Source organism: Belliella alkalica, from assembly GCF_022549785.1.
Classification (GTDB): domain Bacteria; phylum Bacteroidota; class Bacteroidia; order Cytophagales; family Cyclobacteriaceae; genus Belliella; species Belliella alkalica.
In genome coordinates, this window is sequence record NZ_JAKZGO010000026.1 from 27,490 (window position 1) to 47,518 (window position 20,029).

Here is a 20,029-nt window from a genome sequence, read left to right on the forward strand (position 1 = left end):
AATCTAAATTTTATAACCATGAACTACACAGAAAATTATAAAGGTGTGAAAATTGATGTTCAATCTCCAAATCTAGATGTGAGTCAAGAAGTCCAAGAGGAGATAAGAGCTAGTATTGAAAAGCTATCCAGATTCACCCAAGATATTAATGCTTTAGATGTCTATTTCAAATCCGAAGGACAAGGTGGCACGGCTACTACAACGATCGGAATGCGTGTAGGAATTCCAGGACCAGATGTATTTGCAGAAGAAAAGGGAGAAAACTGGATAGGAATGTTAAAGTCTGTAACTGATAAAAATATCCGACAGATTCAAAAAGGCAAGTGATAAACCTGCTATTATTATCAAAAAAATCAGAAAGCTTCAGGTCAAAACAACCTGAAGCTTTTTATTTCATTTAGAAAATTGAGGGCACTGCTTGGGCTTATGATTAAGATAAAAGCAATCCCAAACAATGCGCCGTACAAATGGGCATCGTGATTGATTCCATCATTCCCTTTTTTGGCTTGTACCACAGAATAGATCAAAAATAGCACACCAAGGGCAAAACCAGGCAAACAGATAATCCCAAATAGACAAATGTCAGAAAGGGGCATCAGAATAATACTTGCAAAAACCGTCGCCGCTACTCCCCCACTCGCTCCAAGAGCTCGGTAAAAACTATGATCCTGATGCTTCAAGAATGTAGGAATATCAGACACAATAATTCCCACAATATAGAATAGTACAAAAACCAAAGTCCCAGGGATAAATCCCAATCGGTAAAGTAAAAATTGCTCTACTGCTCCTCCAAAGAAAAAAAAGGTAAACATATTGAACAATAGATGCATGCTGTCTTTGTGAATAAATCCTGACAGGACAAAACGATCATACTGATTTCTATTTTTGATTAGGTATGGGGTAAACATCCATCTTTCCAAGATTTGTGGATTTCTGAACCCCCAGTAGGAAGTCAAAACGGTGATCACTATAATGACCACCGTCGTTGATAATTCTATCATGTTATTCTATTTATTTCTCTCTATGAATAAGATCCTGTGTCAATTCCAAAAGCATCTTGAAACTTGGTAGATTTGGGACATTTAGCGAGTTGTATTGATCAAATCCTTTCTTAAAATAATCTTGCATTTTTGACTCTGTAAGGGTTTTAATACCCACTTTATCATAAATCTCAGTGACAGCTCTCACTTTTTCAACTTTATCAAAATCCTCTCTTGCAATCCACTTTTCCAATTCATTTTTCTCTTCTCCTTGGGCAAGCTCTTTTGCTTTAATAAGTAGAAAGGTTTTTTTGTTGGAAATGATATCTCCTCCTACTTGCTTCCCAAACTTGGCTTGATCTGCATACACATCCAAAAGATCATCTTTCAGCTGAAAGCCTATGCCAATATTGACACCGAAGTCATAGAGCTTTTGTGCCTCTTCTTTTGAAGCATCCGCTAATAAAGCACCAAACTGCAAGGCAAAACCCAGCAAAACTGCTGTTTTTTGTCTGATCATATCAATGTAATCTTCTTCGGAAACCACATCAATTTTCTCAAAATTCATATCATGTTGTTGTCCTTCGCAAACTTCAGCGGCAGTCTGATTGAACAAACTCAAGATCTCTGGGAGTTTTTCCGGAGACACTTTCACCAACATCTCATAAGCTTTGACCAGCATTACATCACCAGAGAGGATTGCTGTGTTGGCATTCCACTTCTCATGAACTGTGGCTTTCCCTCTTCTTAGGGGCGCATCATCCATGATGTCATCATGCATCAAAGTGAAATTATGAAAAACCTCCACAGCAGATGCTGGTGTCAATATCGATTCATAGTCGTCTTTATAAAGAGAATATGCCATCAAAGTCAACAAAGGTCGGATTCTTTTTCCACCGAGACTCATGATGTAGCTAATAGGCTCGTATAACTCAGTTGGGGAATTCCCATATTGGAATCCCTGAATATGGTTCTCTAAATCTTGTAAAAGCTTATTTACGCTTACGGGGTTTGTCGTTTGATTCATTATCTGCAAATTCCAAATCTATTGTTCTTTTATCTATGTCAGTAGCAACAACTCTGACATTCACTTTATCACCTAAAGTGATCATTTTTTTATTTTTTGAGCCAATGAGGCGCATATTTTTTTCATCAAATTCATAATAATCATCATTCATATCCTGAACTCTGATCATACCCTCACATTTGGTTTCAGTAATTTCTACGAAAACACCCCATTCAGTCACCCCAACTACGATACCTTCATAATCTTTGTCTTCAGCAAGTGCCATAAACTCGACCTGCTTGTACTTGATAGAAGCTCGCTCTGCATTGGAAGCTCTTTTCTCTCTATCAGAAGAATGGAGACATTTGTCTTCCCAGGCTTCTGCATCAGGAGACTTCCCTTCATCAAGATAATGCTGAAGCAACCTGTGAACCATCATGTCCGGATATCTCCTGATAGGGGAAGTAAAGTGAGTATAATGTTTAAATGCCAAACCGAAATGACCGCGTGGCTCTACTGTGTAGATCGCTTTGGCCATGCTTCGAATCGCAAGCTGTTCCAAAACATTTTGCTCCGGTTTTCCTTGGATCTCATCCATGAGTTGATTCAATGCTTTGGAAATCCTGTTCCCCTCTCCAATTTTGATTTCATGACCAAATTTCTTTGCAAAGTTGGAAAACGTCTCCAATCTCTCCAAATCAGGATGATCATGGACTCTATATACAAAAGTATCAGCCCCTTTGTTTTTGTCAAAGATAAATTCTGCCACTGTCCTATTCGCCAAAAGCATAAATTCTTCAATCATCTTGTGAATATCCTTCCTTTCTTTGACAAACAGTCCCAAAGGAGTTCCTTTTTCATCCAATTTGAATTTTACTTCCACTGTTTCAAAATTGACAGCTCCTTTATCAAATCTTCTTTTTCGAAGTTTCTTTGCCATTTCATTCAAAAAAGTCAACTCTTCAAAGAAATCTCCTTCTTGATTGTCAATATTCTCTTGCGCTTGTTCATAAGCAAACCTTCTATCGGAATGAATGACAGTTCTTCCTATCCAATGTTTGACAACATCAGCATTTTCATCCATTTCAAAAACACATGAAAATGTAAGCTTATCTTCATTTGGACGAAGGGAACAGAGACCATTACTCAAGCGCTCTGGAAGCATTGGGATTGTTCGATCTACCAAATACACGGAAGTGGCTCTGTCGTAAGCTTCTTTTTCCAACCCTGTTTTTGGCTTTACATAATGCGTGACATCTGCGATATGCACACCAATTTCAAAGTTTCCATTGTCCAATTTTCTATAAGAAATAGCATCATCAAAATCCTTAGCATCTGCTGGATCTATGGTAAAGGTGGTAATCCCTCTAAAATCCTTTCTGTTGTTGATTTCTTTTTGAGAAATCTCCTCAGAGATTGCTTCCGCTTCTGCAGTAACATCTTCTGGGTACTCGAATGGCAGTCCAAATTCCGCCATGATCGAATGGATTTCCACTTCGTGTTCTCCTGCTTTTCCTAATACCCGAGTTACCTTTCCAGTGGGATTCTTATCTCCATCTCTCCATTCTGTCAATTTGATCACAACTTTCTGATTGTGCTCTGCTCCTCCAAGGTCTCCTTTATGCACAAAAATATCATGGTGCATTTTCTTGAAATCTGGCACTACAAAAGCAAATCTTGGAGATATTTCAACTCTTCCGACAAATTCATCCCTGCTTCTTTCCAAGAGTTCGAGGACTTTGCCTTCCATGCGTCCAGTATTTCCCTTTAGAGGGTAAACCATGATTCTGACTCTGTCTCCGTCAAGTGCGTTTTTCAAATCTGCCTCTTTGATCAGGATATCCTCTTCCACTTTATACTTGGCATCCGCCACAATATAAGCAAACCGAGGGTTTACAAAATCCACGACGCCCTCTATAAATTCAGGCTCTTTGTTTGACGAAAAGTAATTTCTTGGTGATTTTGATATAGATCCTCCAGCAGCTAGCTTATGTAGGATAGGTTCTACACCGCCTTTGACCACTGAATCTCTGATTTCTAACTTCTTTACAATTTGCTTGGAGTTGAATTCCTCTCCAAAATGATTATCCAAAAAGTTCAATACTTTTCTAGCTAACTGGGCGGCATCCATTACCTTTCCTCCTTTAGCTTTGCCTTTTCCGGCTCTATTATTTGATTTTCTTCCCATAAAAATGAGTTTTTAATATTTTTCTTAATTTGTTAATAATGATTTCTGGAATTCAGGACTTCCAGACTTTTTTGGTTGATTGATATGAAAATGGGGGTGCTTATAGCATTCGAGGCAGTGGATGATTCTGCCTTCTGAAAAATGGGGATTATTTATCTTAATTTCCTGCTTTATTCTCAAAACATCTCTTCTTCTTTCAATTCTATAAAGTTAATAAAAAAAAATGCGTGAAAATGGTTCATTTAGGATTATTTAAAATTTTAATAACATCGCTCACGAGGGATTTACCATTCAGGAAAATCCCTCCAAGAAACTAATTTCCCAGCAGAGCGATTTTGGCTGTCTTTACCTCCATATACCAATGATTTCTTGATCCTTTCTATTTTTGAAATCTCCTCAAACTTGTTTAAACCATCAAACATATCTGTGGTGATCGTTTTTGATGCTTTAAATTCAAAAACACTAAAATCCAATCCATCATCAATCAATAAATCAACTTCATTGCCCCCAGAATCTCTCCAAAACCAAATATCTTCCAAATTATTGGAATGATGCATTTTCTTTACATATTCTGCAATCATCATATTTTCGAATAATGCTCCTTTGATTGGATGAATCAAAAGCTTCTCAACAGATGAAATCTTAAGCAGATGACATAACAATCCTGTATCATAGAAGTACAGCTTTGGAGTTTTCAATGTTCTTTTGCTGAAATTCTTATAGTAAGGATACAACTGAAACGTAATGAAGCTTTGCTCTAAAGCCGAAAGCCATGCTTTAGCTGTCGGCTGTGTGATGCCACACTCATTTGCCAAGGCATTTAAGTTGAGTAACTGACCCGCCCTTGCTGCGCAAAGGGATAGGAAATTCTGAAACAAGCGCATTTCCCTTATCGCAATCAATTCACTCACATCCCGATTGATATAAGTCTGAATGTAATTGGAATAAAATATTTTGGTAGGAATGTCTCTATGGTAGATAGCCGGGTAATATCCTTTGACCAAATTATCCAAAAACTCATCTTGCAATAAACCTGCGGAACTTAGCTCAGAATGATCCAAGGGAAATAGTTTGAAAATAGCAACCCTCCCTGCAAGACTTTGGGTAATATTTTGCATTAAATGAAAATTCTGCGACCCCGAAAGCACATAAGAACCCATCCTGTCTGGATGATCATCGACTTTTGTTTGGATGTATGAAAAAAGTGCTGGCACTCTTTGAACTTCATCAAAAATCACTTGATGATCATATTCTTCCAAAAAACCATTTGGATCTTTCTCAGCAAAATTTCTATAGTCAGGATTCTCAAGACTAATATACCGATACCCTTTAAACAAATCTTTCAACAAAGTGGTCTTGCCCGACTGCCTTGGACCAGTCAAAGCGATGATGGGATACTTTGGTATCATTGCCTTTACTGCATCATATATCCTCCTGTTAATCAGCATTGTTTTTATTTCAAAATTAACATCTATTTTGAAATAACACAAGTTTAATTTTGAAATTACATGACTTAAATTTTGAAATTACACAATCTGAATTTTGAATTTACATGATATTTATTTTGAATTAACATAGCTTAAATCTTGCGATTACAGAATAACAATTTTGAATTCACACCTCGTAAGGCACAAAATTGACTATCCTCAATCTTAAAAAATCCTAAGGAGAATTATCACATTAATAGACTCCAAACTTCGAGATTTAAAAGATTAAATTTTGAAATAACACGAAATGAATTTTGAAATAACATGAACACAATTTTGAAATAACATGGATCTTTTTTGCGGATAGAATGGTAAAAAATGAATATCAAATCACTCCTGCTCAAGATCCAAATTGATAATTTCAAACTCAATTTCAGGTGGTAAACCTTGGAAAGCCAAATAAATCTGTGCTGTCACCAAGACATCTCTGAGACAATATTCACGAATAGCTTGGAGGTCATTTTGGTTGTAATAAGCATCATTCACTTGGGAACCATCAATCCCTTCTTTGGAAGTGGGAATATCAAAAACAGCTGCCAAAAGCTCCAAACGTGTGTAATGCTTATAATCACCGAACTTCCACAATTCCAAAGTATCCAAATGACGAATTTCCCAAGGCTTTTTGCCGGCCATCTGAAGTGGTTCAGGCAATGGAATTCTATTAATCAAAATCCTTCTGGAGAGGTAAGGAAAATCAAATTCCTTTCCATTATGTGCGCAAAGAATCCATTGCTTTTTTCGCAACAACTCAGAAAATTCAAATAAAGCATCATATTCGGAGTCCGACGCAAAACTTTTTGTCCTGAAGCTCAGCCCTTCAGTTTCCTTATCAAATTTGAAATATCCTACACCTACGCAAATGACCTTTCCGAACTCAGCGTATATTCCTGCCTTCTCAAAAAATAGACTCCCAGATTCGATTTCTTCATCTGATTTTTTGATGATCTTTTCCTTTTTGATCCATTCTTCTTGAATTCTCTCAGGTAGTGCATCAAAAGAAGGTTCAGAAGAAGCTGTTTCTATATCCAAAAACAGGATATCACTCAAGTCACTCAAAAAATTATTCATGTTCATATCATCTATGCAATACACCTTCGAGACCAAGCTCAGGAATCATGCGGATATTCGAAGGATCCATGCTGCCTTCTGTAAATATAAACTTTTTGTCGAAAATCTGATCTAAAATATAATAACTAACCCAAAACTCATTGTTCAATACAAACACTGCTGGGTCGATAGGTTCTATTTTCGCTACTGACTCTGATCCTAGTTCTTGAATCATGTGACGCAAAGTCGAGGTTTTCTTTTTTTCTCCATCAATTATTCCGTAACCTTTGGAAGTGATCATGACAGTATTCAATTCTATCAAGTTCAAATTGATGATATAAACTGACCATTCAGTTTGTCCATTTACTTCTTCTTTTGCAATGGCTAATTTCACCCCTGTGACTGGATGAAAATCAATATCCTTTTTCATTTTCTATAAAATAAATTACCAAACTAACCAATAAGCTCCATTTCAAACAATGAAGCGATATGTCCTTTCAACTTTTCCTTGACTTCCTTTTCATCGACTTTCTTTCCGAGTTCCAAATGCATGGATGTAACTGCCTTATCAGCTATTCCACAAGGAACGATATTTCGGAAATAATCCAAATCAGCATTTACATTGAATGCAAAACCATGCATGGTTACCCATCTACTGGACTTCACTCCAAGTGCACAAATTTTTCTCGGGTTCTGCTGTTCTACATGATCTAACCACACACCTGTCAAGCCATCAATTCGCCCTGCCTCAATCCCATATTCCGCCAAGGTAAGGATCACCGCCTCTTCAAGAAACCTCAAATACTTATGAATATCAGTAAAAAAATTATCCAAATCCAAAATCGGATATCCGACCAATTGTCCCGGTCCATGGTAGGTTATATCTCCTCCACGATTGATTTTGTAGAATGTAGCTCCTTTTTCTACCAAACCCTTTTCATCTAGAAGAAGGTGTGATAGCTCACCGCTCTTTCCCAAAGTATAGACATGTGGATGCTCTACAAAAAAGAGGTGATTTTCTGTCATTTGCTGTCCAACATCACCCAATTTTCTGTTCTCAATTTTCAAAGCCACGGTTTTTGCAAAAATTTCTTCTTGAAAATCCCAAGTTTCTTTATAATCCTTTAGACCAAGGTCTAGAAATTTTACTTTTTTATTTATAATTTGATTCACGATTTACAGCTATTTCTTTGACAAACGCCATTTGTCTCTATTCAGTTCTGACAAACTATTGGCAGTTTCGGGAATTTTTAAAATGATTTTTCAAAATTAAACAAATATTATTATGGCAGAGCATAATGAAAAAGGAAAGCGGGCTGAAGAGCTTGTAAAAGATTGGTTATCTGGAAAAGGATATACTTTTAGAGAAGCAAATTACAGACATAGCCACGCAGAAATTGACTTGATTTTTGAACACAAAGGTTTATTGGTTTTTGTCGAAGTGAAGTTCAGAAGTGGGACAGGTTTTGGCTATGCTGAAGAATTTGTTGATTATACCAAGAGAAGATTGATCATCAAAGCTGCTGACCATTACATCCACGAGAAAGATTGGCAAAAAGACATCCGATTTGATATCGTAGGTGTTTATCAGGACAAAAATGGAAACATCAATTTTAGGCAATTTGAGGATGCCTTTTACTGAGAGGAGGTTGGGGATTGGGGGGGTTTAAGATTGGAAGATTGGAAGATTGGGGGGGGTTGGGGGATTTTAAGATTGGAAGATTGGAAGATTGGAAGATTGGGGGATTGGGGGGATTGAAAGGTTGGAAGGTTGGAAGGTTGGCTGACGCACGAAAGTGGGTAGATAGCATTCTTTGTACATGGTACTTCATTCATTGTACTATGTACATACTTGAATTAAGAGAGATCTTCAAGAAAGGCCTTGAAGGAATTGTAGTTCTGTTCTTTTTTCTCCCCCTTTACCTTAATCAAAAATGGATTTTCTAAAATAGAAATCACTTGCAAATCTTCATCGAAGACTAAGGAGTTTTTTCTGATGATCAATTTCAACCAATTGGTCAATTTTACATCTCCTTGAATTATAGGATAATCATAGGGAGTTGAATCTTGAATTTTTCCCGTTATTGGATTGAATTTCAGGGTTCCACTCGGGAGTAGTAAGTTTATTTTTCCACTTACAATCAAATCCTCTGGAGCGGCACACTCCAAAGGCAAACCACATTGCATCAACCAAAACTCATCTGCTGTATCTATAGCAATCTCCAAATCATGAGTCACTACCAATACCGCCTTATTCTCTTCCTTTGCAATCTTTCTCAATAGATGCATTATCTCAAATCTATTGATCAAGTCCAAATGTGCTGTAGGCTCGTCCAAAATCAAGATCTCACCATCCTGCGCCAAAGCACGTGCGATCATAACTTTTTGAAGCTGCCCATCACTCAACTCGCTCAACACTTTGTCCTTCAAATAGCTAATATGGGTAACCTCTATTGCTTTCTCAACTTTCGTATGGTCCATACTTGACATACTTCCCAGCCAGGTAGTATGCGGAATTCTCCCAAGTGAAACAAGTTGATATACTGTCACATTGCCCAAACTCACTTTATCTGTTAGGACAACGGCTATTCTTTTTGACAACTCTTTTAGGGAATAATCTCCAAGAGGACTATCGTCCAAAATCACAGATCCTTGCAGTGCAGGCAACTGCCCCATAATCGTCTTTATCAATGTTGATTTCCCTACACCATTTGGTCCAAGGAGACAAGTCAACGCTCCTTTTTTCAGCTCAAAATCTATATCTTCTGCAATGATTATGCTTTCACCCTGCTTCTTGTACCCAAGATTCAGACCGTTTGATTTCAATATGATTTTCCTATCTCCCAAAACCTTTCTATTAAAATTCTTTGCTGAAATTTCTTTTTAAAATCAACCAAATCACCATTGGTGCACCTACCAAAGATGTCACTGCGTTGATGGGAAGTGTCTGGGCAGAACCAGGGATTTGGCTGATTGCATCACACATCAGCAAAACTATCGCTCCCATCAATGCCGATGCAGGAAAAAGAATGCGATGGTCTCCAGTTTTGAAAATCAACCGAGCCATATGCGGTACCGCTATCCCAATAAAGGCAATCGGCCCACAAAATGCTGTTGCCGAACCTGCCAATATTCCCGTACTGATGATCATCGCCCACCTTAAACGATGGATATTGACACCCATACTTTTTGCATAAGCTTCACCGAGTAACATGGCATTATATGATTTTATGAATATAAGAACGGGGATGATCCCAAGTATGCTTGCAAAGAAAAATAATTCCAATTGCCCTGAATGGGTGCTTCCCAAACTCCCCATTGACCAAACAGTATATACCTTCAACTGATTGGCGTCGCTGAAATATGACAATACCGATACTATTGCGCCAGCCAAGCTGCCAAACATCAAACCAACAATCAGCAATGTCATGCTATCCTTGACCCTCCAGGCTGTCAAGCTCATCAACAGAAGCACCAAAATAGCTCCAATTGAAGCCGCAAACACCACAGCCCATAACCCAAATCCTCCTGAGAAGAAGCTAAGTCCAAACGCAGAACCTGCCATCACCAATAATGCAACCCCCAATCCTGCCCCAGAACTAATCCCCAATACAAATGGTCCAGCCAATGGATTTCTGAAAAAAGTCTGCATCTGAAGCCCACTAACTGACAATGTGATCCCCGCCAAAACAGCTGTAAATGCTTTTGGTATCCTGTAGTCAAACACGATTATTTCCCAAGATTTTCTGCTAAACTCATTTCCGAAAAAACTCATACCGATCTCGGACACAGGAATACTTACTGACCCAATGCTCAAGTTGACCATAAAAACCACTATGCAGCTTATGATCCCCACAGAAAACAGAAGGAAATAATTCGGCTTATTTTTCATTCAGTTTTGAGTAAAAATATAAAGAATACTCAGGCAAAACACTAGGATGAAGGATTTTGATCAAATCCTTCAGGATCAAATCAGGTCTCATATACCCCAATTCAAAATATTCTATCCCTCCAGTCTCGCCTTTTTTGGAAGTATAAGAATAAACATTCCCATTCTGAAATGCAGCAAAATCCGAGTATCTTCTATCAGCACCTTTCATTGCTTCCAGAGTAACGAAATCAGAAGCTCCTAGCCAGAAATCAGCTTCCTGAGCCTTATCCAAAACATATTCATAATTAAGCTGAGCACTGCCCGTGCCTGATTGCTCTTCGAAAAGATACTTTCCTCCAGCGGCTTGGAGCAATTGTGCTCCCCAGGAATCATTCCCGGGAACATACCAAATATCTTTATACATCACACCCGCCATTACTGATGGTTTTGTGTGCTCAGGTATTTTAGCTACCAAACCCAATGCCTTCAAATATTCATTTTCGATCTCTTCAAACACAGCTTTGGATTCCTCATATTTGCCCAAAAAAACACCTGTAAACTTGATCCATTCTGCCCTTCCAAGTGGATGTTGTTCTACATATTCTCCATTGATCAAAGCAGGGATTTTCGCAGCTTTTAGCAAATCTATATTTTTAAGATCCTCTCCCAAGGTAGAAATCATCACCCAATCAGGAGCCAAATCTATCATCATTTCCACATTGGACTGTGCACCTGAACCAAGATCTTCTACAAATCCAGCACCAATTCTCTGCCTAGCTTTTTTTGAAGAAATCAAATTTAAATTGGGAAATCCTGCCAGTTTTTCTGTGCAACCCAAAAGATCCAGATGTGGGATTTGGGTTGTCGATGTCAAAATAACCTTTTCGATCGGCAAAGTAACTACTGCATCAAAATCCCCTTCTGGAATAGAGGCTTTTTCATTCTCCATTACCAAATACCTGAATGGTTCATGCTCCCCGGGAAATGCCTGTGTCACTTCCAAAACCCAAAAACCTTCTCCTTTAAGAACCTGAAAACCTGTAGCGTAGGAATTTTCCAAAACTTCAACATCCACAATTCCATTACTATTTCTTTCTGTACAAGAAAAAAGAAAAAACAAAGAAATGAAGAGATTTAAATGTGATTTAAAAAGGGTGAAATGTCGCATTTTATTTTGAAGATTGAATGATAATTCGCTCCAAAGATACAAATGGGATTCGTTTTTAAGCAATTTGAAATAAAAAGCTGATTTTTTAAATAGACCTTCATAATTCCGCGCCAATTTCCAGAATCAAATAAATATTCCAAAGAATATTTGAAATTCTAGGTTTGGATTGCTTATGTTTGCGCTCAGAATTGGTTCCCGATCCTTATTCAGGCTCTCGGGATTAAAAGGGAATTTGGTGAAATACCAAAGCTGTCCCCGCAACTGTAACCTCATCTCGAAAACTATCGAGATAGTAGCTTTCCACCTCCATTGCCATTGCCCCGAAGTTTCGGGACGAGAAGGCCGGAAAGCTCAAGGAAGCCAGGAGACCTGCCTCTTCAAATCAAATTCAAAGCTTTCGGGTGAAAGGCTGAGATGAAAAGAAAATGTCATAGATTCTGGTTTCCTTTATTCGCTTGGTATGCAAGCGAAGACTCCCAGAATCCAAAACATGATCCATTCTCTCAATTTTATTCCACGAATGACTTGAATTAAATAATCGGTTTTCATTATTTAATTTCAAAGGCATTGCTATTTCTTAGTCTCTTATGTGCTACTTCAATTTCGATTGGAGTAGAAACTTCTTTATTGTCCCCCCAAGACACTGTGGAGCTAAAGTTGGTGGAAGTTTATTCTGCCCCACTAGAGAAATATAGTTTTGGGCAAACACTACAATCCTTGAATTCAAGAGATTTAGAGGATTTTCAAGGACAAGCCTTGGCAGAATTGCTACAACAACGAACAGGTTTGTTCCTCAGACAATACGGTCCAGGAATGTTGGCATCCCTGACAATGAGAGGTACTTCCGCTGGACACAATGCTGTTTTTTGGAATGGTCTTCCTATCAACAGCCCTTCTCTTGGGCAGGCAGATTTTTCGATCTTGCCAGTAGGTGGATTTGACGAAGCTACCATTCACTATGGTAGCAGTGGTGCACTGTATGGATCAGATGCCATCGGAGGAGCCATTCACCTCAACAACAAAAATACATTCAGCAAAGGACACCAAACCAAAATCCTCAGTACGCTTGGGAGTTTTGGCAGATGGAATCAGCAAGTTGAATATGCGTATTCAAACAAATACTTCTCTACCAGATCTCGAGTTTATAGGAATTTCTCAAAAAACAATTTCAAATTCAACAATCTGGCAAGGGCTGGAAGTCCGGAGGAGAGACAAAAAAATGCTGAAATTGAGCAATTCGGTGCTATGCAAGATTTGGCTTGGAATCTCAGCGAGCATCAGCAACTCAGTACATCTATTTGGTGGAATCATACTGACAGGCAAATCCAACCTGTCATGGGTTCCAATGACAAGGATCATCAGATAGACAGAAATTTCAGAGCTGTAGTTGACTATAACAGATTCTCCTCTTCTACTGTCTGGAACATCAAAACAGGAGTCATACTAGATGAATTGAATTTCAATGGTGGAAGCAACAAAACCTCCCAGTACCTGCTATCAACTGATATGGATTGGAATATTTCCTCCAAAGTCAAATCAAAATCTGGAATCAGATTCAATCATGTAAGAGGGAACCTAAGCAGCTACGAAGCGACTGAGGATAGAATTGAACTCTATCAATCCATCAATTATCTTCCAGCTTCCAATATTGCATTTTCTTTGAATTTGAGACAAATGATCTACGATGGTGATCTTGCTCCATTCACCCCAAGTATTGGTTCGGAATGGACATTTTTCAAAAATGATAAAAACAGTTTGAGCACCCATGCATCTGTATCTAGGAGTTTCAAAATTCCAACCCTGAATGATAGGTTCTGGGTACCTGGAGGAAATCCAGACATCGAATCCGAAGAGAGTATCAGTGCCGAGCTGGGATTCAAACAAGAATATACAAGCAACGGATTCAGGTTAAGCAACCAAATTAATCTTTACAGTATGTGGGTGGACAATTGGATCATTTGGCTACCAAGAGGAGGTTTTTGGAGTCCTGAAAATATCAGGGAAGTGAGAAATCAAGGACTAGAATACTTCGCCACTGTGACGAAGTCCTTTGATCAAATCCAAGTTGAATTCAATGGAAGTTACAATTATACCTTGGCCACGATCCTCAACACCTTATCTGAGAATGACAGGTCACAAGGAAACCAACTTCCCTATACACCCAAGCACAAAGCACAGGGGAATCTCCTCCTTAGCTATAAATCCAATTCCGCTTTTGTCAATGGACATTGGATCGGTGAAAGGTTTATCAACACCGACAATATGTCGGCTGTAGCGCCTTATGGGCTTTTGGATGTCGGGTTTAGCAAAAAACTTGAATTCATTCCAAAAGTAAATGCCGCTATAGGCTTTCAAGTAAATAACATCACAAACAACGATTACCAAGTTCTCAGGCTAAGAGCTATGCCCGGAAGAAATTATCTAATCAATATTAATTTAACACTATGAAAAATTTTAGACTATTAGGCTATTTGTTCGCCCTATCATTGTTCATCTACTCTTGTGACAGCAGTAGGGACGAGCGTCCTTTGGGCGAGTATGAGAAGGGATTATTGATCATCAATGAAGGGAACTTCAGTTCCCGTGACGGAGATATCAGCCATTACAACTTCAACACAGGAGACGTTCAACAGAGTATTTTTGAAAAAGTCAACAATAGACCTTTTGCGGGATTGGTACAGGATGTTGTTGAATTTGAAGATTATTATTATTTGGTTTCAAATACTGGGAAGGTTGAAATTGTCAATAAGAACACATTTCAAAGCCTAGGTTCTGTAGGTGGCAATACTGTAGATGACAATGACCCGGAATTAAACATTCCTAGGTCAGCTATTGTAGCTGATAACAAAATCTACATTGCAGATTGGGGCCCTTATGATGCTACTTTTGCAAATCCAAAATCTTATGTTGCAATTGTGAATAATCTTTCAGGAGGTGACGTGTTTAAAAAATCAAGGACATCGAGTCGCCCCGAAAATTTTCATAAAATCAATAATGATTTGCTGATTGTATGCTCTGCTGCTCGAAAAATTGATGTAATGAGAATAGGAATTGATACTGTCAACAGAAGTATTGACGTTGAAGGAACTCCGGTCAGATTCATAGAACATGATAACAAACTACTACTTTTCTCAAGGAGTTCAAGTGGTATATTTTTCCATGAAATCAACAAAACTGATTACAGTATTACAAATTCTACCGAGATAAATATTTCAAACACAACTTCAAAGTTAACTTTGGGAGAAAATGGGGAGGCATACATCATCACTTCTACTGGCTGGCCAGATTACAATGATGCTGTTTCAAAAATATCAATCACTTCAGGCCAAGTCCTTGACGCCTCCTTTTATGAAGGAAATGGTTTTTATGGAATTGGTTTTGATAATTTTGATAAAAACATCTACCTCTCTGAGAACAATGGTTTCCAAGGATCTGGGACATCCATAGTCATCAACCAAAGTGGGGCTGAAGTTAAAACTATCCCGACGGGGGTAGGACCATCAGGTTTTATATTCAGAAGATAAATGAAAAAAATCAAGATTTCCATGAGTTGGTCAGGGGGCAAAGACAGTGCTTTTGCCCTCTGGAAACTGATGAATGACCCTCGATATGAAGTAGTCAGATTGCATACCACCTTCGGCGAAGAAAGCCGAAGAGTGGGCATGCATGGCATCCAAGAATCACTTATAGAGAAACAAGCAGAATCTATTGGGATGGATCTTGATAAGATCTACTATCCTGCTAGTGGTGATAACAAGGAATATGAAACAGCCATCAATTCTTATCTAGACACCCTCAAAACAGAGGGAATAGAGACCATTGCCTATGGGGACATTTATCTGGAAGACCTGAAAGCTTATCGAGAACAACAACTTTCCAAAAGAGACTTCAAAGCCATTTTTCCACTTTGGAAGAAAGATACTGCCCAAACTGCAAGGGATTTTATTGCAGCTGGCTTTCAAACGTTGATCTGTGCGGCAGATGCCGATTTGATAGAAGAAAAATGGGTTGGGAGTATCTTTAATTTGGAATTTCTTAAAAACTTACCATACAAAATAGACCCTTGTGGTGAAAACGGTGAATTCCATACTTTTTGTTATGATGGTCCAATTTTTCAGCATCCAATTGCTGTCAGCAAAAAACAGACTATCAGCAAATCTTATCATTTCAAGACAGATGAAGGCAAGGAGATAGAGAAGAAATTTTGGTTTGCAGAATTGGGGTGATTTTCTTCAACCTTTGTCATTGTCCTAAACCTCCAGCTGATGCAGGAGGGAATTCAACCTTGATTTTTTTGTCTTTTTTTCATGGCTAGCTCAATTAATCCCATAATTATGAGTGTTGGGAAAATAAAATATCTGGCTAAAGTTTTGTCATAGAAAAAAAGGAATAAGCCTATAGAGCTTAGATTTAATCCATTAAAGTAAAAAATGTATATTTGTAACTCGAATGAATACAAATAAACACAAATGAACACATCTAAAAGAAAAACAACATCACTAAGGCTTAGTGACTCAGTCAGAGAAAAGCTTGAGTACCTTGCAAAAAAAGAAAATCGAAGCTTGAACAACCTAGTAGACACCTTGCTTGCGCAAGTTCTTGGATTGAGGGAGTCGGGTGAGGAGAATGGCCTACCTGAAGATTTTCATAGGGGGATCACAAAAAGTGAACTAATGAAAGGTATAGAGGAGGATTTGAAAAAAATCTATCATAAATGAAAGTGCTCTTCCTTCCTGAAATCAGGGCATACTTTGAAGAGTTGTCATTAATTCTTTATGAAAAGGAGTACTTCGGCTTTTTCGAAGATGCGTACCGTTATGCTGATGATCTTTTTGCCGAAATCGAAAAAGATTTACCGAATAAATCCAAAAAACTTGCGCCAGAGTATTTCGAAAAGTATGGAAAGGGAATGCATTATACTTCTTTCAAGAGAAATAAGAATACAACTTGGTATGTGTTCTTCAATAGTTATAGACAAGATCAAGAAATGTTCTACTTGGTCCGATTTTTAAGTAATAATCATCGAATAAGAAAGCATTTGTGACTTAAAGTTTGCTGTTTTCGTAATTGTTTTTTTTTAAATACCCGATATTGTTAGAAGTCTAACACCATGTTGGTCAGTAACCACGGATGTTAATTTAGGAATAATCGAATTAAAATCATTCGGAGATTTCCCTTCCCAGGTTTAAAATCCAAGAAACTATCCTAAAAAGAATTTCTCAATGAAATTCAGCCTTGATTTTTTTGTCTTTTTTTCATGGCTAGCTCAATTAATCCCATAATTATGAGTGTTGGGAAAATAAAATATCTGGCTAAAGTTTTGTCATAGAAAAAAAGGAATAAGCCTATAGAGCATACGATTAACCTTGGTATGAATTTAATATAGCTGTTTTTATACATGATTATATGGATGAAATAAATAAAGTCAAAATTCAACTACATTTAAGATGTTAAATACTGGGTCAATAACCTTCAACTTATTTTCGACAACCATCAAGTGTTTTAAATCTTCTGTGTATAAAAAAACCTTTACAACCAAAAGTAGACAATGAGTCCGAAAGACCAAATGGAATGGTAAATAGCTAAAGCTATATTTTTCATTATAGATACATTTCAAACCACCTTAATTTACCTGATAGAATCGGAGTTTGAAAAATTCAGAAATTGGTACAAAATCCTTATCCAAATGAAAAAGAACTGCATCGGAAGTCATGGCATACCAAGCAATCAAACAATCATTGCTCTTTCTTATGGTAACACCTTTTGACCTTAAAACAGAATATATCTGAGCTGCACCTTCAGCTGCCTGAAATGGATCTGCATGTAATTGTTTCAATGCACCAAACCTATCCTTCATATCCAAAAATTCCTTGGGATACTTGATTCCCTGCAAAATCTCTTGGTAAACAGGAGGACAAATCACCACTTTATCTCGATAGAGTAATTCCTGAACGGCACTGATAATCTTTTGGTCTTTTCCTCCAAAAAAATTAATCCACACACTAGTATCTATCAATACATTGTCCATTTCAATCAGTCCTCATGGCATCTAAATCTCCAGACCAATTGACTTTACCAGCCAGTTCAGACAGTTCTTTCAACTTGATCATTCGGAGAAATTCCTTTAATGCCAAATCGACTGCCTCACGTTTTGTTTTGATACTTGTTTTTTCAAGAATTTCATCAATTACTTTTTGGTCTATCTCTATATTGGTTCTCATCCTTAATCTTTTTTATACATAAAATTATAAAAATTTTTACACATAAATATTCGAATTCTAATAAAATTGCCTTAAAGGAATTTGAGTTATCGTTAGAATACAGGAAATTAAATATAGAAATATATGACCTTATAATTTCAATCCTCGGATTTCTGCCTACTATTATAATAGTAAATAGCTAAGAAAATATAGCATAGCAAGGGAATAACTACAAAGAAAAAAACATATCTCTCATATTCAAACTCTATAATATCTAACCATAGAATCATCTGAAACATGAAAAAAACTAAACCAATCTTAAAGGCTTTGCTATTTTAACAGTTTTCTCAAATTGATTGAATGGATTCATATAATATAGATTACTTTTTTCTGAAGGAAAAGCTTTGAGGTATTTGAATAATGAATAATTTATTCCAGTAGCCATAAAAATAACAGCTAGCATAGGGAGGATTTTTAATTCAGTTGGACTTAAAATAATAAAAGCTATGATCCCTAGAGACCATAGTGGGATAAGTATTTTTAAATAATTTGCGTTCATAAACTTGACAATTCGAATTCAAAACAACAAGATCCTTATAGCTCAAAAGAAAGTCGTATTGGCTAACAACAATGATCTTGCATGATGAATTCTTTCCATTAAGATCATTGCTAACAAAGCTTCGTCATCTAACTTGTCGATGATGATAATCACTTCCCCTTTTCCAATATTGGTTGTAGCGGCTATGGTTTCCGAATTATTGTTTTTCCACAAAACACCATTTTTTGGCTTTCTTTTTCTTTTGAAAATCAATTTTCCCTGAGAAGTGCTTTCTAGTTTGGACAAAGAGGTGTTGAATTTGAATCCTTGATGAAAGTTATCTAAAGTGGCATAAACCCCAGCATCTTTTCCAACAGAAACATTTCCCAATGATAGACCCTCATTAGATAATTCAATTTCTTTAAATAGATTTCCTTTTAAATCGACCAAGTCAACAGTACCCTCCATATTCATAACCTTTGATATATCAATACTAACTGAAACCTGTTCATTTATTTCAGTTTTCAGAAAGAGACTTAAAATAATTACAAATGATAGATACATGATTCAAATATTTAGTGTTAAAAGAATTGATATTATATTAAAAATGATCAATCCTATTTATTTTTCAAATTTGAAATCAAACCAAACCAAAACCTCCGCAAATTGTTCCACCACAGCGGAAGCACCTACAGCACCAGCTAAAGTGACACCAGTAAAAACTGAAACAATATCCAAAATACATTTCTGGGAAATTTACACTACCCAACTAACTATCTCAATTTTTTAAACACTTAACTCCCTCATAACAAATTTAATTTATTTGGTTGGTAATTTATTTAACTATACAAGTATAATTTAGGATTGGTGAAATAATCTTTCACCCAATCAACTTTTTTCGATAAAAACATAACTTTTTTCATCATTACAATAACTTATATCCCTACCAATTGTCAATCTTAAATCGTCAATAATCAAATACACCATTCTTTCTTTGAGGCCGAGAATTAGGGGGGCTAAAAAGTACCCTCTTTGAATTGGGATGGTGCTTTAGCCCATCCATATAAATATTAATTCACGCCTATTGGCTTTAGCAGAATATTATTTCTAAGGAATTAAGATATGTGTGCTAAGCCGCTATAGGATTGGTCACATATTCATTATCTGCGAAGATTACAGGGCTATTGCCGCTTTGAAGTGCGTAGTACAAAGAATATTTCCGCAATCATCTTCTCGTGAATTTTGTAAAATTCCTAGCGTCAATTGGGGTTAAATCCAACCAATCCACCTAACTGCTCCTGTTTTGTGCGGGTGTATTTTAGTTTAAAATTAAGTGTTTGAATTTCATTGCCTTAGATTGTTTGATTTTGTATTTTTGGGTGTCTCGGACTATTTTTAGTTTATGTTTGTAAGACGCAAAAAGAATTCCAGCGGTAGCTTTAGTGTACAGATTATCCAAAAAGTGGGAAGAATCAATAAAGTTGTCAAGTCATTAGGTAGTTCTTTTGACGAATCAGAGCTTATTATTCTTGAAAGGCAAGCTA

21 protein-coding genes and 1 riboswitch are annotated in these 20,029 nt (G+C 37.1%); of the genes, 7 read left to right on the forward strand and 14 right to left on the reverse strand.

All coding sequences use genetic code 11. The features are described from left to right. Positions 1 to 18: 18 nt before the first annotated feature. On the forward strand, positions 19 to 327 hold the full coding sequence (locus tag MM213_RS19100) for an HPF/RaiA family ribosome-associated protein (RefSeq protein WP_241414491.1): 309 nt from the start codon (positions 19 to 21) through the stop codon (positions 325 to 327). A 41-nt stretch (positions 328 to 368) separates the two neighbouring features. Here MM213_RS19100 and MM213_RS19105 read toward each other — a convergent pair whose 3' ends face one another. The 7 genes from MM213_RS19105 to lipB all read right to left on the reverse strand — a co-directional run bounded on the left by MM213_RS19105 (position 369) and on the right by lipB (position 7,881). Beyond that, complete coding sequence (locus MM213_RS19105) at positions 369 to 998, reverse strand: rhomboid family intramembrane serine protease (protein ID WP_241276102.1); 630 nt, start codon at positions 996 to 998, stop codon at positions 369 to 371. Positions 999 to 1,011: 13 nt separating this feature from the next. After that, a complete protein-coding gene (locus MM213_RS19110) occupies positions 1,012 to 2,007 on the reverse strand; it encodes a polyprenyl synthetase family protein (protein ID WP_241414492.1) in 996 nt (331 codons plus the stop codon). Continuing rightward, complete coding sequence (gene rnr / locus MM213_RS19115) at positions 1,973 to 4,174, reverse strand: ribonuclease R (RefSeq protein WP_241414493.1); 2,202 nt, start codon at positions 4,172 to 4,174, stop codon at positions 1,973 to 1,975. The genes MM213_RS19110 and rnr overlap by 35 nt, the downstream gene beginning before the upstream one ends. Positions 4,175 to 4,458: 284 nt before the next feature. Further along, positions 4,459 to 5,622, reverse strand: coding sequence for an ATP-binding protein (locus MM213_RS19120; protein ID WP_241414494.1), 1,164 nt, complete (start codon positions 5,620 to 5,622; stop codon positions 4,459 to 4,461). A gap of 369 nt (positions 5,623 to 5,991) precedes the next feature. After that, positions 5,992 to 6,729: a 3'-5' exonuclease gene (locus tag MM213_RS19125; RefSeq protein ID WP_241414495.1), complete on the reverse strand. Its 738-nt coding sequence runs from the start codon at positions 6,727 to 6,729 to the stop codon at positions 5,992 to 5,994. Positions 6,730 to 6,736: 7 nt separating this feature from the next. Continuing rightward, the gene (locus tag MM213_RS19130) at positions 6,737 to 7,138 is read right to left on the reverse strand and encodes a hypothetical protein (RefSeq protein WP_241414496.1); all 402 of its coding nucleotides are present in this window, start codon (positions 7,136 to 7,138) and stop codon (positions 6,737 to 6,739) included. Positions 7,139 to 7,161: 23 nt separating this feature from the next. Further along, complete coding sequence (gene lipB, locus MM213_RS19135; protein WP_241414497.1) at positions 7,162 to 7,881, reverse strand: lipoyl(octanoyl) transferase LipB; 720 nt, start codon at positions 7,879 to 7,881, stop codon at positions 7,162 to 7,164. 112 nt (positions 7,882 to 7,993) lie between these two features. Between lipB and MM213_RS19140 the strand changes: the two genes are divergently transcribed. Then, positions 7,994 to 8,350 carry a YraN family protein gene (locus tag MM213_RS19140; RefSeq protein ID WP_241414498.1) on the forward strand — a complete coding sequence of 119 codons (357 nt, stop codon included), beginning with the start codon at positions 7,994 to 7,996 and terminating at the stop codon, positions 8,348 to 8,350. A 215-nt stretch (positions 8,351 to 8,565) separates the two neighbouring features. On the opposite strand, the gene MM213_RS19145 is transcribed toward MM213_RS19140, so the two are convergent. The 3 genes from MM213_RS19145 to MM213_RS19155 are packed head-to-tail and all read right to left on the reverse strand — an operon-like array spanning position 8,566 to position 11,747. Then, on the reverse strand, positions 8,566 to 9,555 hold the full coding sequence (locus MM213_RS19145) for an ABC transporter ATP-binding protein (RefSeq protein ID WP_241414499.1): 990 nt from the start codon (positions 9,553 to 9,555) through the stop codon (positions 8,566 to 8,568). A gap of 10 nt (positions 9,556 to 9,565) precedes the next feature. Beyond that, entirely contained in the window at positions 9,566 to 10,600 is a 1,035-nt protein-coding gene (locus MM213_RS19150) for a FecCD family ABC transporter permease (protein WP_241414500.1), read from the reverse strand. Then, positions 10,590 to 11,747 (reverse strand): ABC transporter substrate-binding protein, encoded by a 1,158-nt coding sequence (locus MM213_RS19155; RefSeq protein ID WP_241414501.1) that lies wholly within the window; start codon positions 11,745 to 11,747, stop codon positions 10,590 to 10,592. Before MM213_RS19155 ends, MM213_RS19150 begins: the two co-directional genes overlap by 11 nt. A gap of 172 nt (positions 11,748 to 11,919) precedes the next feature. Then, positions 11,920 to 12,138: riboswitch (cobalamin riboswitch) on the forward strand. A gap of 176 nt (positions 12,139 to 12,314) precedes the next feature. On the opposite strand from MM213_RS19155, the gene MM213_RS19160 reads away from it, so the two are divergent. The 5 genes from MM213_RS19160 (at position 12,315) to MM213_RS19180 (ending at position 16,791) form a co-directional block, all read left to right on the forward strand. Further along, a complete protein-coding gene (locus MM213_RS19160; RefSeq protein WP_241414502.1) occupies positions 12,315 to 14,195 on the forward strand; it encodes a TonB-dependent receptor in 1,881 nt (626 codons plus the stop codon). Then, positions 14,192 to 15,271, forward strand: a complete 1,080-nt coding sequence (locus tag MM213_RS19165; RefSeq protein ID WP_241414503.1) for a YncE family protein — start codon at positions 14,192 to 14,194, stop codon at positions 15,269 to 15,271. Before MM213_RS19160 ends, MM213_RS19165 begins: the two co-directional genes overlap by 4 nt. Continuing rightward, entirely contained in the window at positions 15,272 to 15,973 is a 702-nt protein-coding gene (locus MM213_RS19170; protein ID WP_241414504.1) for a Dph6-related ATP pyrophosphatase, read from the forward strand. A 243-nt stretch (positions 15,974 to 16,216) separates the two neighbouring features. Beyond that, entirely contained in the window at positions 16,217 to 16,465 is a 249-nt protein-coding gene (locus tag MM213_RS19175) for a hypothetical protein (RefSeq protein ID WP_241276063.1), read from the forward strand. Next, positions 16,462 to 16,791 carry a hypothetical protein gene (locus tag MM213_RS19180; RefSeq protein ID WP_241414505.1) on the forward strand — a complete coding sequence of 110 codons (330 nt, stop codon included), beginning with the start codon at positions 16,462 to 16,464 and terminating at the stop codon, positions 16,789 to 16,791. Before MM213_RS19175 ends, MM213_RS19180 begins: the two co-directional genes overlap by 4 nt. A 579-nt stretch (positions 16,792 to 17,370) precedes the next feature. Here MM213_RS19180 and vapC read toward each other — a convergent pair. The 4 genes from vapC to MM213_RS19200 form a co-directional block, all read right to left on the reverse strand. Further along, positions 17,371 to 17,763, reverse strand: coding sequence for a type II toxin-antitoxin system VapC family toxin (vapC, locus tag MM213_RS19185; RefSeq protein ID WP_241414506.1), 393 nt, complete (start codon positions 17,761 to 17,763; stop codon positions 17,371 to 17,373). Between the two features lie 13 nt (positions 17,764 to 17,776). Continuing rightward, positions 17,777 to 17,968: a type II toxin-antitoxin system VapB family antitoxin gene (locus MM213_RS19190; RefSeq protein WP_241276060.1), complete on the reverse strand. Its 192-nt coding sequence runs from the start codon at positions 17,966 to 17,968 to the stop codon at positions 17,777 to 17,779. 286 nt (positions 17,969 to 18,254) lie between these two features. Continuing rightward, positions 18,255 to 18,506, reverse strand: coding sequence for a hypothetical protein (locus tag MM213_RS19195; RefSeq protein WP_241414507.1), 252 nt, complete (start codon positions 18,504 to 18,506; stop codon positions 18,255 to 18,257). A 42-nt stretch (positions 18,507 to 18,548) separates the two neighbouring features. After that, the gene (locus MM213_RS19200; protein ID WP_241414508.1) at positions 18,549 to 19,049 is read right to left on the reverse strand and encodes a hypothetical protein; all 501 of its coding nucleotides are present in this window, start codon (positions 19,047 to 19,049) and stop codon (positions 18,549 to 18,551) included. Positions 19,050 to 20,029: the final 980 nt, after the last annotated feature.

Excerpts from the sequence above, each read along its gene's own strand:
- MM213_RS19100 (WP_241414491.1), top strand. The coding sequence starts at position 19 with ATGAACTACACAGAAAATTATAAAGGTGTGAAAATTGATGTTCAATCT.
- MM213_RS19110 (WP_241414492.1), bottom strand. The coding sequence starts at position 2,007 with ATGAATCAAACGACAAACCCCGTAAGCGTAAATAAGCTTTTACAAGAT.
- rnr (WP_241414493.1), bottom strand. The coding sequence starts at position 4,174 with ATGGGAAGAAAATCAAATAATAGAGCCGGAAAAGGCAAAGCTAAAGGA.
- MM213_RS19120 (WP_241414494.1), bottom strand. The coding sequence starts at position 5,622 with ATGCTGATTAACAGGAGGATATATGATGCAGTAAAGGCAATGATACCA.
- MM213_RS19125 (WP_241414495.1), bottom strand. The coding sequence starts at position 6,729 with ATGAATAATTTTTTGAGTGACTTGAGTGATATCCTGTTTTTGGATATA.
- MM213_RS19130 (WP_241414496.1), bottom strand. The coding sequence starts at position 7,138 with ATGAAAAAGGATATTGATTTTCATCCAGTCACAGGGGTGAAATTAGCC.
- MM213_RS19140 (WP_241414498.1), top strand. The coding sequence starts at position 7,994 with ATGGCAGAGCATAATGAAAAAGGAAAGCGGGCTGAAGAGCTTGTAAAA.
- MM213_RS19150 (WP_241414500.1), bottom strand. The coding sequence starts at position 10,600 with ATGAAAAATAAGCCGAATTATTTCCTTCTGTTTTCTGTGGGGATCATA.
- MM213_RS19155 (WP_241414501.1), bottom strand. The coding sequence starts at position 11,747 with ATGCGACATTTCACCCTTTTTAAATCACATTTAAATCTCTTCATTTCT.
- MM213_RS19165 (WP_241414503.1), top strand. The coding sequence starts at position 14,192 with ATGAAAAATTTTAGACTATTAGGCTATTTGTTCGCCCTATCATTGTTC.
- MM213_RS19170 (WP_241414504.1), top strand. The coding sequence starts at position 15,272 with ATGAAAAAAATCAAGATTTCCATGAGTTGGTCAGGGGGCAAAGACAGT.
- MM213_RS19175 (WP_241276063.1), top strand. The coding sequence starts at position 16,217 with ATGAACACATCTAAAAGAAAAACAACATCACTAAGGCTTAGTGACTCA.
- MM213_RS19180 (WP_241414505.1), top strand. The coding sequence starts at position 16,462 with ATGAAAGTGCTCTTCCTTCCTGAAATCAGGGCATACTTTGAAGAGTTG.
- MM213_RS19190 (WP_241276060.1), bottom strand. The coding sequence starts at position 17,968 with ATGAGAACCAATATAGAGATAGACCAAAAAGTAATTGATGAAATTCTT.
- MM213_RS19195 (WP_241414507.1), bottom strand. The coding sequence starts at position 18,506 with ATGAACGCAAATTATTTAAAAATACTTATCCCACTATGGTCTCTAGGG.
- MM213_RS19200 (WP_241414508.1), bottom strand. The coding sequence starts at position 19,049 with ATGTATCTATCATTTGTAATTATTTTAAGTCTCTTTCTGAAAACTGAA.